14 protein-coding genes, 1 other RNA gene and 1 riboswitch are annotated in these 13,615 nt (G+C 64.9%); of the genes, 7 read left to right on the top strand and 8 right to left on the bottom strand.

What is annotated here, in order from left to right; all coding sequences use genetic code 11:
* The first annotated feature begins 3 nt into the window (after positions 1–3).
* Positions 4–1,005, top strand: coding sequence for a threonine-phosphate decarboxylase CobD (gene cobD / locus BN2476_RS12150; RefSeq protein WP_087734410.1), 1,002 nt, complete (start codon positions 4–6; stop codon positions 1,003–1,005).
* Positions 1,006–1,052: 47 nt separating this feature from the next.
* Positions 1,053–1,937 (top strand): cobalamin-binding protein, encoded by an 885-nt coding sequence (locus tag BN2476_RS12145; RefSeq protein ID WP_328590289.1) that lies wholly within the window; start codon positions 1,053–1,055, stop codon positions 1,935–1,937.
* Between the two features lie 33 nt (positions 1,938–1,970).
* Here the strand turns inward: BN2476_RS12145 and cobC are convergent, their stop codons facing one another.
* The 6 genes from cobC to BN2476_RS12115 all read right to left on the bottom strand — a co-directional run bounded on the left by cobC (position 1,971) and on the right by BN2476_RS12115 (position 8,387).
* The gene (cobC, locus tag BN2476_RS12140; protein WP_087734408.1) at positions 1,971–2,561 is read right to left on the bottom strand and encodes an alpha-ribazole phosphatase; all 591 of its coding nucleotides are present in this window, start codon (positions 2,559–2,561) and stop codon (positions 1,971–1,973) included.
* On the bottom strand, positions 2,546–3,295 hold the full coding sequence (locus tag BN2476_RS12135) for an adenosylcobinamide-GDP ribazoletransferase (RefSeq protein WP_087734407.1): 750 nt from the start codon (positions 3,293–3,295) through the stop codon (positions 2,546–2,548). The genes cobC and BN2476_RS12135 overlap by 16 nt, the downstream gene beginning before the upstream one ends.
* An 85-nt stretch (positions 3,296–3,380) precedes the next feature.
* Positions 3,381–4,451 carry a nicotinate-nucleotide--dimethylbenzimidazole phosphoribosyltransferase gene (gene cobT / locus BN2476_RS12130; protein WP_087734565.1) on the bottom strand — a complete coding sequence of 357 codons (1,071 nt, stop codon included), beginning with the start codon at positions 4,449–4,451 and terminating at the stop codon, positions 3,381–3,383.
* Positions 4,452–4,503: 52 nt separating this feature from the next.
* Entirely contained in the window at positions 4,504–5,322 is an 819-nt protein-coding gene (locus BN2476_RS12125) for an ABC transporter ATP-binding protein (protein ID WP_087734566.1), read from the bottom strand.
* Positions 5,319–6,368 carry a FecCD family ABC transporter permease gene (locus BN2476_RS12120; protein ID WP_087734406.1) on the bottom strand — a complete coding sequence of 350 codons (1,050 nt, stop codon included), beginning with the start codon at positions 6,366–6,368 and terminating at the stop codon, positions 5,319–5,321. The genes BN2476_RS12125 and BN2476_RS12120 overlap by 4 nt, the downstream gene beginning before the upstream one ends.
* Positions 6,369–6,374: 6 nt before the next feature.
* Positions 6,375–8,387 (bottom strand): TonB-dependent receptor plug domain-containing protein, encoded by a 2,013-nt coding sequence (locus BN2476_RS12115; RefSeq protein ID WP_087734405.1) that lies wholly within the window; start codon positions 8,385–8,387, stop codon positions 6,375–6,377.
* 64 nt (positions 8,388–8,451) lie between these two features.
* Positions 8,452–8,717, bottom strand: a riboswitch (cobalamin riboswitch).
* Positions 8,718–8,937: 220 nt separating this feature from the next.
* Here BN2476_RS12115 and BN2476_RS12110 point away from each other — a divergent pair.
* The 5 genes from BN2476_RS12110 (at position 8,938) to BN2476_RS12090 (ending at position 11,389) form a co-directional block, all read left to right on the top strand.
* Entirely contained in the window at positions 8,938–9,303 is a 366-nt protein-coding gene (locus tag BN2476_RS12110; protein WP_087734404.1) for an ATPase, read from the top strand.
* Positions 9,300–9,614, top strand: a complete 315-nt coding sequence (locus BN2476_RS12105; RefSeq protein ID WP_087734403.1) for a cell division protein ZapA — start codon at positions 9,300–9,302, stop codon at positions 9,612–9,614. Before BN2476_RS12110 ends, BN2476_RS12105 begins: the two co-directional genes overlap by 4 nt.
* Positions 9,615–9,677: 63 nt before the next feature.
* Positions 9,678–9,859: non-coding RNA, 6S RNA (gene ssrS, locus BN2476_RS12100), on the top strand.
* Positions 9,860–9,962: 103 nt separating this feature from the next.
* A complete protein-coding gene (locus tag BN2476_RS12095) occupies positions 9,963–10,433 on the top strand; it encodes an EVE domain-containing protein (RefSeq protein WP_087734402.1) in 471 nt (156 codons plus the stop codon).
* Between the two features lie 221 nt (positions 10,434–10,654).
* Positions 10,655–11,389 carry an SIMPL domain-containing protein gene (locus tag BN2476_RS12090; protein ID WP_087734401.1) on the top strand — a complete coding sequence of 245 codons (735 nt, stop codon included), beginning with the start codon at positions 10,655–10,657 and terminating at the stop codon, positions 11,387–11,389.
* A gap of 112 nt (positions 11,390–11,501) precedes the next feature.
* Here BN2476_RS12090 and lgt read toward each other — a convergent pair whose 3' ends face one another.
* Entirely contained in the window at positions 11,502–12,407 is a 906-nt protein-coding gene (lgt, locus tag BN2476_RS12085; RefSeq protein WP_087734400.1) for a prolipoprotein diacylglyceryl transferase, read from the bottom strand.
* A gap of 112 nt (positions 12,408–12,519) precedes the next feature.
* On the bottom strand, positions 12,520–13,473 hold the full coding sequence (locus BN2476_RS12080) for a LysR family transcriptional regulator (protein ID WP_087734399.1): 954 nt from the start codon (positions 13,471–13,473) through the stop codon (positions 12,520–12,522).
* Positions 13,474–13,615 lie beyond the last annotated feature (142 nt).

Genomic DNA, 13,615 nt, shown 5'->3' with positions numbered 1-13,615 from the left:
ACGATGACGCGATCCGTTCAGCACGGCGGCAACCTGCACGAAGCGGCGCGCCGTTACGACATTGCCTACGACGCCTGGCTCGATCTGTCGACGGGTATCAATCCGCACGGCTACCCGGTGCCGCCCGTTCCCGCCGATGCATGGCGGCGTCTGCCCGATAGCGGCGACAGTTTCGCGGAACGCGCGGCGCGGTACTACGGCGCGCCCGACGCATCGCATGTGCTGCCCGTCGCGGGAAGCCAGGCGGCCATCCGCATGCTGCCGCTCGTGCTCGAGCGCGGCAGCGTCGGCATTGCGCCGTTGACGTACGGCGAATACGCGCCCGCGTTTGCGCGGGCAGGACATCGCGTGACGACGCTCGACGTCGCGCGTTCGACGTTGCCCGATGACCTCAAGCATGCCGTCGTCGTGAATCCGAACAACCCGACAGCCGAGCATCTGAGCGCCTCATTGCTGCTGCAATGGCATGAAGCGTTGCGCGCACGCGGCGGCACGCTGATCGTCGATGAAGCGTTTGCCGATTCGATGCCTGCGCAGTCGCTTGCTGCTTGCACCGATCGCGAAGGACTTGTCGTGCTGCGCTCGCCGGGCAAGTTCTTCGGTCTTGCCGGCGTGCGCGCGGGCTTCGTGCTCGGCTGCCCTCGCCTGCTCGAATCGCTCGACGATATGTTGGGCGCGTGGACCGTCAGCGGTCCTGCGCGTCACGCCGTGAGCGCCGCGTTCGCCGATACGGCGTGGCAGCACGCGATGCGTAAGCGGCTCGCGCAAGACAGCGCGCGTCTCGTTGCGCTTCTCGACGCACACGGGTTCGACGTGCATGCGACACCGCTCTTTGCATGGATCGCAGACCCGCGCGGTGAGCAACTTCATCATGCGCTCGCTCAAGAAGGCGTATGGACGCGATTCTTCCGCGAGCCCGCGAGCGTGCGCTTTGGATTGCCCGCAACGGAAGCGCAATGGCTGCGCTTCGAAGAGAGCCTTCGGACGAGCATGGCGGCGCTATAAAAACGATGCAACCAGCCCGACGATTCCGCGCACTGAGCGCAGCGCTCATGCTCGCTTCAATGCTGCTATATGCGAACGCGAACGCAAGCACCCCGATAACCGTCACTGACGACACCAGCACGCCCGTCACGCTCGCGCAACCCGCGCAACGCGTGATCAGCCTCGCGCCGCATGTGACTGAAATGATCTACGCAGCGGGCGGCGGCGCAAAGCTCGTCGGTGCGGTGAGCTATAGCGACTATCCGCCCGAAGCAAAACAGTTGCCGCGCGTCGGCGACAACAAATCGCTCGACCTCGAACGCATCGTCGCATTGAAGCCCGATCTGATCGTCGTGTGGCGTCATGGCAATGCGCAGCGTCAGATCGATCGCTTGCGCGAAATGCATATCCCGCTCTATTTCAGCGAGCCGCATCATCTCGACGACATCGCTGTCACGCTGACGAAGCTCGGCCAGTTGCTCGGCACATCGCAAGCCGCCGATGCGGCAGCGCGAGCCTGGCGCGACGACATCGCGAGCCTGCGCGCACGCTACTCGACGCAGCCGAGTGTCAGCGTGTTCTATCAGGTATGGGACGAGCCGCTGATGACGCTCAACGGCGAGCACATGATCAGCGACGTGATCGCGCTATGCGGCGGCCGCAATGTATTCGCGAAGCTGGAACCGCTGGTGCCGACGGTCTCGACGGAAGCCGTGCTGGCCGCGAATCCCGAGGCTATCGTCACGGCCGCGCCGGGCGCGACGAAACCCGACCGGCCGCTGCCTTCGCTCGACAGATGGAAGGCATGGCCGGGCATGAAGGCCGTCGCGCGCAACAACCTCTTTGCAATCGACGGCGATCTGATCAACCGCCCCGCGCCGCGTCTCGCGCAAGGCGCGGCGCAACTGTGCAAGGACCTCGATATAGCACGCTCGCGCCGGCCGAATCGTTGAAGCAGCAGTTGAAGCAGAACTTGTCTCAGAACGTCACGCGTTCCAGCGCACCATCGACCAGTCGTGCGTGACGTCGTCGCGGCGCAACCAGACGCAGCCCGACATGTCGAGCGACCACTTCAGGCAGCGCTCGACGGACAAGCCGAGCACCGTCGCCGCGATCACGCGCATCACGCCCGCATGCGTGACGACATAGGCAGGCGACAGTTCGCGCGTCTGCTGGAGCGCGTCGAACCATGCGCGCACGCGGCTCACGAACTGCTCGACGCTTTCGCCGCCATGCGCACGCGCGCCTTCGAAGTCGTTCGCCCATGCGTCGATCAACGCGCGATCGATATCGTTCCAGCGCTGCAGCTCCCACGCGCCGAAGTCCATTTCCTTCAGGCTGTCGTCGCAGCTATATGCGCAGCCGAAGTTCGCAGCGAGCGCGGCGGCCACCGACGCGCAGCGCGTGAGCGGACTCGAGAGCAGCACACGCGGCGCGGGCACCTGCAAGGTCGCGAGACGCACGGCCAGCGCGGCCGCCGATGCTTCCGGCGCATCGGCGAGCGCCACGTCGCTCTGGCCATAGCAGATGCCTTCTTCGACGTCGACAGCCGGGTGACGGATCAGAACGATATCCATGCGAGCCCTACCAGATAAATGGCCAGTTCGAAGACCTGCTGGGCGAAGCCCAGACAGTCACCCGTATATCCGCCGATGCGCCTGACGAAATAGCGGCTCAATGCAATACGCAACACGACCAGCACGAGCAGCGTGATGCAACCGGCCCGCCATTGCGGCCAGAAGAGCCACGGCATACCCAGTACGATAGCGCAGCCAAACGCATTGCGGGACATGCGCTGCGCGACGGGCTTGGCCTTGCCTTCCGCGCGCACGTAATCGAGCGTGACGAGATAGCTGATCGCGCATGCGCGGCTTGCCGCGTGCGCTGCGATCATCAGCCACGCCGCACGCAGCGGCGGCAAAGACGCGAGCGTTTGCCACTTCAGCGCGAGCGCGATCATCAGTGCAATCGCGCCGAATGCGCCGATGCGCGAGTCGTGCATGATGAGCAGCGTATCTTCACGCGTATAAGCGCCGCCGAACGCATCGACGCAATCGGCCAGTCCGTCTTCGTGGAATGCGCCCGTGACGAGCAGCGTCGTCGCCATCGAAAGCAGCACGGCCACGCTCGCCGGAAAGATGCGCAGTGCAGCCATGTACACGACCGCGCCCGCCGCGCCGACCAATGCGCCGACGAGCGGAAAGTAGCGCGCCGCCGCGTTCAGATAATGCGGCTCATAGCCGACCCAGCGCGGCACGGGCACGCGCGTGAAGTAGCCGAGCGCCGTGAAGAAATAGCGCAGTTCATTCATCGCTGGTCGTCGCTCGCGGTTCGTTCTTCACGGTTCGCTCTGCACGGTTCATTCAGACGTCCCTTGTTCGTGCGCGCGAGTGGCATCACGCGTCGCGCTGCGCGACGCCGGCCGATTCGAAGCTCGCCATCTCGTTGATGAACGCGACGGCCGCGCGCAGCAGCGGCATCGCCAGCGCCGCGCCCGTGCCTTCGCCAAGACGCAGATCGAGTGCGAGCAGCGGCGCGGCGCCGAAGTGATCGAGCATGCGCCGGTGCCCCGCCTCGTTCGATGCATGCGCGAACACGCAGTAGTCGCGCACGGCGGGCGCGATTGCATCGGCGACCAGCAGCGCCGATGACGCGATGAAACCGTCGACGACGATCGTCATGCGCGCTTGCGCCGCCGCGAGATACGCGCCCGCCATCATCGCGATCTCGAAGCCGCCGAACGTCGCGAGCACATCGAGCGGATCGTCGGGCGCCGCGTGATGCGCGAGCGCCGCCGCCAGCACATTGCGCTTCTTCGCGAGGCCGGCGTCGTCGAGGCCTGTGCCGCGCCCGACGCATTCGTCGATGGCGATGCCGCACAGCCTGCTCATCAAACATGCAGCCGACGACGTGTTCGCGATGCCCATCTCGCCGAAGCCGATCACGTTGGTGCCGAGCGCTGCGTGATGACGCACGCGCTCCGCGCCCGCGCGCATTGCGGCGAGCGCTTCGTCGCGCGTCATCGCCGGTTCTTGCGCGAAGTTGCGCGTGCCCTTGCCGACGGGTATGTCGACGAGTTTTTCGTGCGGCGCGAAGTCGTACGCGACGCCCGCGTTCACGACTTCGAGCTCGAGGCCAGCGACGCGGCTGAACGCGTTGATCGCCGCGCCGCCCGCGAGAAAGTTCAGCACCATCTGTGCCGTCACGGCTTGCGGATAAGGACTTACGCCCGCGTTCGCGATGCCGTGATCGCCGGCGAAGACGATCATTGCGGGACGCACGATCGCGGGCTGTGTCGTGCGCTGGATCATGCCCATCTGCAACGCGAGTGCTTCGAGCTGGCCGAGGCTGCCAGGCGGCTTGGTCTTCAGATCGATGATGCGTTGCAGTCCGGCGCGCAGCGTCTGTTCGAGCGGCTCGACAATGGGCAAGGCTGACAAAGCGTGCAGTGAGGGCGAAGTGGTCATGTTCGTATCTGCGTAATGTGTCTGCATAAGGTATCTGCGTAAAAAGCGCGGTTCATGCAGGGTCGGTGCGAGCCAATGGACGCGTTGCCGGAATCAGCGCTTCGTCGTCGCCGTCGCGGATCAGCACGAGCGGATAGCCGAATGCGCGGCTCGCGAGCGATGGTGTCAACACATCGCGCACGGGTCCCGCATGCGCGACGCCATTGCCTTCGAGCAGCAGCGCATGCGTCGCGAAACGCCGCGCGAGATTCAGATCGTGGCACGAGAACATCACTGTACGCCCCGCCCCGCGCGTCCATGTGTTCAACGCTTCGAGGCAATCGATCTGATGATGCAGGTCCAGATGCGCGAGCGGCTCGTCGAGCAGCAGCAACGGCGCGTCCTGGCACAGCACGGCCGCGAGCGCGACGCGCTGGCGCTCGCCGCCCGACAACGACAGCACATCGCGCGAAGCGAAATCCGCGAGACCGAGCGTATCGAGCGCGTCATGCGCAGCCGCGCGATCTTCGTCGCGCTCCCAGCCCCACCCGGCCAGATGCGGAAAGCGGTTCAGCAGCACGATATCGAGCACGCTCGCGCTAAACGCATCGTGCGACGCTTGCGGCATCAGCGCGCGACGCTGCGCGAGCCGCGCAAGCGGCCATTCGTTCACGCGCCTGCCGTCGAGTTCGACATGACCTTTTGCCGGATGCAGCAGGCCCGCGAGCGTCGAGATCAACGTGGTCTTGCCCGCGCCGTTCGGCCCGGCGATGCACCAGACCTCGCCGGGATGGAACGTTTGCGTGAAATCGTCGAGCAGCGTGCGCAAGCCTGCACGCAACGTCAGCCCGTCGGCGTGCAACGTGTACTCGATCGCGGCGCGTGCATTCATGCGCGCCTCCGCCGCAGCAGCATCCACAGAAACACAGGCACGCCCGTCAATGCCGTGATCACGCCGACAGGCAACTGCGCGGGTGCGATCACGATGCGCGCGACCAGATCGGCGCCCATCACGGCGACGCCGCCGCCGAGCGCGGCCGCGGGCAGCAGCATCCGCTGATCGTTGCCGAACGCGAGACGCAGCATGTGCGGCACGACGAGTCCGACGAAGCCGATCGTGCCGCCCGTCGTCACGGCCGCCGCGGCAGCCAGCGATGCGACGAGATACACGCGCAGCCGCGCGCGCATCACAGGCACGCCGAGCGCCTGCGCCGCTGCGTCGCCGCGCAGCAGCACATTGAGTTGCGGCGCGGCGGGCACGATTGCGATCAACGCCACGCACAACGCGGCAAGCGCGAGCCACGGCATACCGCCGCCGTTCAGATCGCCGGTGAGCCAGAACAGCATGCCGCGCAAACGATTGTCGGGTGCGACGGTCAGCAGCAGCGTGATGACGGCGCCCCACCCCGCTGCGATCACGGCGCCCGTCAGCAGAAGACGCGGCGACGCGTCCTGTGGCTCGCCGCGCCACAACGCGCCGCGCGCGAGTCCGAGCACGAGCAGGATCGACGCGAACGCACCCGCGAATGCAGACACATCGACGATCCACCACGCGCAACCCGCGATCATCGTGACGAGCGCGAAGCTCGCCGCGCCGCCCGACACGCCGAGCACATACGGCTCGGCGAGCGGATTGCGCAACAGCACCTGTAGCAACGCGCCCGCGAGCGCGAGCAGCGCGCCGCATCCGAAGCCCGCGAGCGCGCGCGGCAGCCGCAGCGTGCGAACGATCTCGACAGCCAGATCGCCGGCTGCGTCGTGCGACGGCAGCAACGCAGCGAACACGCGCAGCGGTGCGACGCTGACGCTGCCCAATGCGAGCGACGCCACGAACACGACGAGCGCGGCAACGCCGAGCGTGGCCCAGATCGCGAGCGCGCGCTTCGCACTCATGCTTCGCGCGACATGAAGGGGTTGACGTTGCACGGCGCCGCTCATCGCGCGTTACTGCTGCTGCCAGCCAAGCGTGATGTACGCGCTGCGTCGCGGCGTGTTGTACGTGTAGGCAAGTTCATAGTCCTTGTCGAAGAGATTCTGGATCTGCGCAGCGACATACCATGCCTTCGTGATGCGATAGCGCGCGGACAGATTCACAATGCCATAACCGCCGAGCGGCGTGCCGCCATCGACGCGCTCGCCGCTCAGAATCCATTCCCCGCCCACGCGCCAGCTGCCGATATTGCGGTTCGTGGCGAACGACGCGAAGTGACGCGCGCGCCGGTTCAGATCGGTATGCGTGTCTTCATCGACGGGATTCTGGAACGTCACGGCCGCGCGCACATCCGTCCTGCCGACATGTCCCGCCCACGATCCTTCGATGCCCTGCACCTTCGCATGGCCGACGTTCTCTGCAACGTAGATGCCCGGCGTCGTCTGCACGTAGTCGATCAGGTTCGTATAGCGCGTCTCGAACGCAGTGAGCTTCATCAGGCCCAGCGCATCCGATGCGTACTGCAAGCCCGCCTCGACGGAATGACTACGCTCCGGCTGGATCAGCGGATTGCCGCTGAACGGGAAGTACAAGTCGTTGAAGCTCGGCGCGCGAAACGCATCGGACCAGCTTGCAGTCGCCTTCCAGTGCTCGTCGAAGTCGTAGCCATAGCCCAGATAGTAACTGTTGGCTCCGCCGAAATCCGAGTACTGGTCGCGCCGCACATTCGCCTGAATCTGGTTGTTGCCCAGGCGCCCCGAGTAGCCCGCGAACACCGAGTTCACGTGACGGTCGGGCGCCGTGTACTGGTTCGAGTCGAGCGTCTGGTCCAGATGCTCATAGCCGATCAGCAGCTTGTGATCGCGCGCAAACGTGAAATCGTTCTGCCAGGTGTACTGACGGTTGTCCGAATCGTAGCGGTACAGATAGTCGCCGTTGAGGGCCGTGTTGCTGCGATCGTTGCCGGTCGCGGCGATGAAGTGCGTCGTCCACCAGTCAGTGAGCTTGCCGTTCGCGAACGCGGACGCCGTCTGCACCTTGCTGTGCAGATTGTTGAGATCGGTGGGCAGGCCGAACGGATTGTCGAAGCTGTCGTTTCCGTTCGACTGGAAATAGCGCAGGCCCACGTCCCATCGGTCGTTGAACCTGTGACGCAGCGACGCGCTCACGCTCTCGTTGAAGTAGCCGTTCGCGTTCGGATTGACGGGCGCGAGCGCGGGATCGATCGACGAGAAGCCATCCGTCTTCGCGCGCGCGAGCGTGACGCTGAAGGTGGTCTTGCCGTCTTTGTCGAGCGCGCCGTCCACGCCCGCCGCTTGCCGCTGCGTGTGATAGCTGCCGTACTCGACCTCGAAGTGAAAGCGCGGCGGATGATTGCCGCCGTCCTTCGTGAACACCTGCACGACGCCGCCGATCGCGCCCGAGCCGTACAGCGCCGACACATTGCCGTTGACCACTTCGACATGATCGATCTGGTCGAGCGGGATCTGTTCGAGCTGCGCGCTGCCCTGGCTCACCGAATCGACGCGCACGCCGTCGATCAGCACGAGCGATTGCGTCGCCGACGCGCCGCGCAGAAAGAGACTCGACGTCGAGCCGGGACCGCCGTTGCGCACGATCTGCGCGCCGGGCGCGAGTTGAAGCAGCCCGGGCAGATCGCGCGCGGTCGTATCGGCGATGTCCTGTGCGTCGAACAGCGTGGTCTGCGGAATGGCATCGGCGAGACGTTGGGCGCCGCGCTCCGCAGTGACCACGATCGGCGAGAGCGTCGGCGCATCGGGGCCGGCGTCCGTCGAGATGGTCGCGGCAGAGGGTTTTGCGGAAGGCTTCCCGGTGCCGCTGTCCGATCCATCCGTCGTCGTGGCGGATGGGTCCGCGTGGTCCTGGGTCTGTGTTCGGGGCTGCGGTTGAGGCTGTGCCTCGGTCTGCGCGCAAGCTGCGGACGGCGCACACGAGAGTGCGTATGCAAGGACGGCAAGCGCGGCGTACGGCGCACGCGCAACGCGCGGGAACAGCGGGGTGAGCATCGAAAGAATCCTGTGGGCCTATGCGCGGCCCGCTCCTCGTGGGCCGTTGCCTGTCCAAGGGGCGACGCGCCCCTTGCCTCTGGCCGGTATCCGGGCTGACGACTTGCCGACCCGCCTTCCCGCGCGCAAGCGCGCAGTGGCTTCTCGCACGGCGTTCGAACACACAGACGGTTCGACGCGTGCATGGGTCGACCTGCAGGATCTGCGGTCGTTGTACCGTTGCGAGGACAGCGCAGGTTGGCTCGTCCGGAGAGGACTTCGCTCCCTGCTTCCCGTTTAACTGCGCGCGGCGCGATACCGCGCGCGGGCACCAGAGCGCCGCAAGTGTAGAAGTGGTGAGCAAACGCGTCAAGAAACGCGGGACGTCGTACGAATGCCCAAAGGGGGACTGTTAAAAAAGCCCCTTTTTAAGGGGTAAAAATGCGTTAAATGCGGATGGACACCTGGATAATGCGGCTTTAACGCGTTACTGTTACGTCTCGAAACGAGACAAATGTCCGAGCGTGCGACATTCCGCGCTAGAATGCCATGTCTTTAGAGGACGCAGCACATGCTCACCGAACTCGAAACACTGTCACAGAACATCGGCCGGCTGATCGAGATCAGCCAGCGCTATAACGAGGCGCGCATCGCGCTAGAAGAACAGCTCGCGCAAGCGCGTGCCGAATGCGAATCCACCCGCGCAGAACTCGAACAGGTCCGTGAAGAACGCAACGCACTGCAGGCGGAGCGCGATGCGCTGTCCGCGAAGATCGACGACGCCCAGGTGCGTCTGAACGCGATCCTCGAGAAGCTGCCGCGCGCGCGTGGTCATAACGAGCCCGACAATCAACTCGATCTCCTCGCGCCCGAACAGCAGGCGCAGGCCAATCACGACGCGAACAACGACGCGACCCGCCAGGGAGAAAATGCATGAGCACGAAGCAGATCGAAGTGTCGATCCTCGGCCAGTTCTATCGTCTCGCCTGCTCGCCGGAAACGGAGACGGCGCTGCTCGAAGCAGTGGCGCGTGTAGACGCCGAGATGACGAAGATCCGTGCCAACAGCAGCGTGCGCGGCCAGGACCGTATCGCCGTGATGGCGGCGCTGTCGCTGGCATCGGAACTGCTTAGGCTGCAAGCCAGCGTACGTCACGGAGAATCGTTTCCCGCCGAGGAAATCCGGCGTACAATGCATCAGATGAACGAGCAGCTGGGCACTGTTATTCAACAGTACAGCGTGCAGTAAATGAATCGCGATGGGCTTGATTGATCGGCAATCAGGCCAATGTTGTAGAGCAAACGTTTTTCAGCTTCCCTGCCTGGTTCGCCAAGGTCATATATTCCTTGAACCAATGCTATGTGCACGGTTGCGGAAATTTGTAGCACGGGCGTGCGCGTCACTCAGTCTGATGTACCCGAAGTGCTGCTAACTGCGACCAATTCTGAACCTCAGGTTCAGGATGCCGGCCTAGCGGCTATGGCGGGGACCCAATGAACGGCATCGGACTTTGTCCGGTGCCGTTTTTCTTTGCGCGCTTGCCTGCGCGAGAACTGATCGGCAAACCCTTCCCTCTTCTTCACGTTCAATCGACTCATGCGCTACTGGCTGATGAAGTCCGAACCGGACGAAGCAAGCATCGACGATCTCGCTAACGCGCCGCAGCGCACGCTGCCATGGACGGGCGTCCGCAACTATCAGGCGCGCAATTTCATGCGCGACATCATGAAGATCGGCGACGGCGTGCTCTTCTATCACTCGAGCTGCCCGGAGCCCGGCATTGCGGGCATCGCCGAAGTCTCGTCGGCGCCTTATCCCGATCCGACCCAGTTCGATCCGAAGAGCGACTACTACGACGCGAAATCGACGCAGGAAACGCCGCGCTGGACGCTCGTCGACGTCGTGTTCAAGAAGAAGATCCAGCTGATTCCGCTCGCCGAGTTGCGCGCGCATCCCGAGCTCGCTGACATGCGCGTGCTCGCGAAAGGCAACCGGCTTTCGATCACGCCCGTCACCGAAGCCGAGTGGGCGTTCATCACGAAGCAGCTCGCGAAGCAAGCCGCATAAAGCCCAAGGTGCATGAGGCCGACGGGTCCGCATTCAACCGCGCGGCATCGGGTCGCACACTCGCATTCGAAGCGATGCTCGAATGAACTCGGGGAACCAGTTGGCCTTTTCAAACGCCTAATCGCCCGCAAGCGCCATGTCACGCGCGAGCGTCGAACGAACGACGTGCGCCGCACCGTCGATGCATGCGCGCACAATCTGCTCAACGAAGGAGTCGAACAATGACGAAAAAATCCGCGCTCGTGTGGGCGCTCGCCGGCGCATGCGCGGCGCCTCTCGCACTCGCGCTCACGCCCGCCGCCGCAAACGCGCAAACCGTTGTGCAGCAGTATCAGCCTGCGGGCGTCCTGTCGCTGAACGCGCAGGCGAGCGCCGAAGTGCCGCAGGACGTCGTCGATATCACGCTGTTCTACGAACAGGAAGCGAGCGATCCATCGTCGTTGACGGGCACGCTGAACCAGCACGCCGACCAGGCGCTGCAAAAAGCCAAGGGCGTCGCGGGCGTGACGGCGCGCACTGGGGCGTTCTCGATCTATCCGTCGACGGACCGCGATGGGCGCATCTCCGCATGGCGCGGCCGCACGGAGATCGTGCTCGAATCGCACGACTTCGCGGCGGCGTCGAAGCTCGCGGGGCAACTGTCGTCGATCATGCAGGTCGGCAACGTGCAGTTTTCGCTGTCGCCGGAAGCGCAGCGCGCCGCCGAGCAAAAGCTGACAGGTCAGGCAATCGCATCGTTCAGGCAGCAGGCAACAGCCGCCGCGCAGGCGTTCGGCTACAGCGGCTATTCGATCCGCGAAGTAAACGTCGGCCACGGCGGCGTGCCGCCGCGCCCGGTGATGATGATGAGCATGCGCTCCGATGGCAACAGCGCGAAGGCCGCCGCGCCCGTGCCTGTCGAAGGCGGCACGTCGACGGTGACGGTCAACGTGTCGGGATCGGTGCAGATGAAATAACGCGCACCAACCGCAGTTGCCATCCGCATTTGCCAACTGCTACGCGCAAACACAAACGCCACGGCATACCGTGGCGTTTTTCATATCCGCCTGAACGAACGCGACGCGATGCTCAGCTCGCCTTGATGGTTTGCGCGGCCTCGCGGCCGTTGCGTCGATACGCCCACAGCAGCATCAGGATGCCCACGATGATCATCGGCAGCGACAGCCATTGGCCCATCGACAGCCCGAGCGCCAGCAAGCCGAGGAAGTCGTCGGGCTCGCGCGCGAACTCGACCGTGAAGCGCGCGAGGCCATAGCCGATCAGAAACACCGCCGACGCCGCGCCCACGGGACGCGGCTTGCGCGTGAAGAACCACAGCACGAGGAACAGCACGACGCCTTCGAGCGCGATCTCGTACAGCTGCGACGGATGGCGCGGCAGCATGTGATATTGCGCGAACACATCGACGAGATGCCATTGCGCGGCCTGCGCCGGATGCGCGGCGATCCAGCCCGCGTCTTCGTTCGCGGCGCCCGGGAACAGCATCGCCCACGGTGCATCCGGCGACGTCACGCGGCCCCACAACTCGCCGTTGATGAAGTTGCCGAGACGCCCTGCCGCGAGACCCGTCGGCACCATCGGCGCGACGAAGTCCGTCACCTGCAGCCACGTGCGCTTGCGTTGCCACGCGAACAGTATCATCGCGAGCGTCACGCCGAGAAAGCCGCCGTGGAACGACATGCCGCCTTCCCAGACCTTGAAGACGTCGAGAGGATGCGCGAAGTACCAGCTTGCCTTGTAGAACAGCACGTAGCCGAGACGGCCGCCGAGGATCGTGCCGAGCACGCCGTAGAACAGCATGTCGTCGATATCCTTCGGAGTCCAGCCTTGCGCGGCGACATGCGGCAGACGCAGCCGCAGGCGGCCCACGACGATCGCCATGACGAAGGCGACCAGATACATCAGGCCGTACCAGCGGACGGCGAGCGGCCCCAGATGGATGGCGATGGGGTCGAAATTCGGGTGGATGTGCATCGTATCGTTATAGGGGTTCGTCGTTATTCAAGCGCATTGGACGCGCGCGGAGATAAAGGGTTCGCAGCGCGTTCGCCATGTCAGCCACTAGCGCATCGGCACGTGCCGGCCGCTAGCCGGCGAGTGCATCGGCATGCGCGCGCACGATGTCGATGAAACCGGCCAGCACGGGGCTCACTTCCGCAGTGCGCCACACGAGCCCCGTAACGACAGCAGGCACCGATTCGCGCAGCGGACGATACACCACGCCCGTGCGCCGCAGGTTACGCAACGATTGCGGCACCAGTGCGACGCCCATCCCCGCTGACACGAGGCTTACGATCGTCTGCATCTGGATCGCTTCCTGGCCGATGCGCGGCGTGAGACCGGCCGCACCGTAGCAATCCATAATGATGTCATAAAAGCCTGGCGCAAGACGCCTTGGGAAAACGACGAGCGGCGCGTCGCCCGCTTGCGCGAGACTCAACGGCCGGTCGCGCCATTCGGCGGCACTCTGCGCGTCGCCTTCGATGCGCGCCGCCATCTCCGTCGACATCGCGATCACGAGCGGCTCGCGCGCGAGCGGCAGCCACGACAGCTGCGCCGCGTAGCGCGGCGGCAGCGGCCCGATCACGAGACCTGCGTCGATGCGTCCCGCCACCAGTTCGTCGATCTGCACGTCGCTCGTCGCCTCGAGCAGTTCGAGCCGCACGCGCGGATGCCGCGCGCCGAACTCGCGCAAGAGCGGCGGCAGGAGCCCGTAGTCGGCCGTCGACACGAACGCCAGCGACAGCACGCCCGCCTCGCCGCGCGCGAGGCTCTGCGCGAGCGGCCGCAGCCCTTCGGCGGCCGCGAGCAGGCGCCTCACCTCGGGCAGCAGATCCGCGCCGACTTGCGTCAGTTCGACGGAGCGCTTCGTGCGCGCGAACAGTTCGACGCCCAGCGTGTCCTCGAGCGCGCGGATGGCCTGCGACAGCGGCGGCTGCGTCATCGACAGCCGCGCCGCCGCGCGCCCGAAGTGCTTTTCTTCGGCGACGGTCACGAAATAGCGCAACTGGCGGAGATCGGGAATCGCGGGCAGGCTCATTGATACATTTTACGACCTAATCGACGCTGAATAATATATTGGACATTCGTTTGCAGAAACTGCATTCTTGCGCGACGCGCCCGAACTAGACTTAAGAACCCACGCCAGCCCGCCCGGCCATTGGGCCGCGAGCAAGCCAACG

The organism is Paraburkholderia piptadeniae (genome assembly GCF_900007165.1).
Taxonomy (GTDB): domain Bacteria; phylum Pseudomonadota; class Gammaproteobacteria; order Burkholderiales; family Burkholderiaceae; genus Paraburkholderia; species Paraburkholderia piptadeniae.
The sequence above is the reverse complement of the archived record's forward strand: the minus strand, read 5'-3'. Positions and strand labels throughout refer to the sequence as shown.

Excerpts from the sequence above, each read along its gene's own strand:
- cobD (WP_087734410.1), top strand. The coding sequence starts at position 4 with ATGACGCGATCCGTTCAGCACGGCGGCAACCTGCACGAAGCGGCGCGC.
- BN2476_RS12145 (WP_328590289.1), top strand. The coding sequence starts at position 1,053 with ATGCTCGCTTCAATGCTGCTATATGCGAACGCGAACGCAAGCACCCCG.
- cobC (WP_087734408.1), bottom strand. The coding sequence starts at position 2,561 with ATGGATATCGTTCTGATCCGTCACCCGGCTGTCGACGTCGAAGAAGGC.
- BN2476_RS12135 (WP_087734407.1), bottom strand. The coding sequence starts at position 3,295 with ATGAATGAACTGCGCTATTTCTTCACGGCGCTCGGCTACTTCACGCGC.
- cobT (WP_087734565.1), bottom strand. The coding sequence starts at position 4,451 with ATGACCACTTCGCCCTCACTGCACGCTTTGTCAGCCTTGCCCATTGTC.
- BN2476_RS12125 (WP_087734566.1), bottom strand. The coding sequence starts at position 5,322 with ATGAATGCACGCGCCGCGATCGAGTACACGTTGCACGCCGACGGGCTG.
- BN2476_RS12120 (WP_087734406.1), bottom strand. The coding sequence starts at position 6,368 with ATGAGCGGCGCCGTGCAACGTCAACCCCTTCATGTCGCGCGAAGCATG.
- BN2476_RS12115 (WP_087734405.1), bottom strand. The coding sequence starts at position 8,387 with ATGCTCACCCCGCTGTTCCCGCGCGTTGCGCGTGCGCCGTACGCCGCG.
- BN2476_RS12110 (WP_087734404.1), top strand. The coding sequence starts at position 8,938 with ATGCTCACCGAACTCGAAACACTGTCACAGAACATCGGCCGGCTGATC.
- BN2476_RS12105 (WP_087734403.1), top strand. The coding sequence starts at position 9,300 with ATGAGCACGAAGCAGATCGAAGTGTCGATCCTCGGCCAGTTCTATCGT.
- BN2476_RS12095 (WP_087734402.1), top strand. The coding sequence starts at position 9,963 with ATGCGCTACTGGCTGATGAAGTCCGAACCGGACGAAGCAAGCATCGAC.
- BN2476_RS12090 (WP_087734401.1), top strand. The coding sequence starts at position 10,655 with ATGACGAAAAAATCCGCGCTCGTGTGGGCGCTCGCCGGCGCATGCGCG.
- lgt (WP_087734400.1), bottom strand. The coding sequence starts at position 12,407 with ATGCACATCCACCCGAATTTCGACCCCATCGCCATCCATCTGGGGCCG.
- BN2476_RS12080 (WP_087734399.1), bottom strand. The coding sequence starts at position 13,473 with ATGAGCCTGCCCGCGATTCCCGATCTCCGCCAGTTGCGCTATTTCGTG.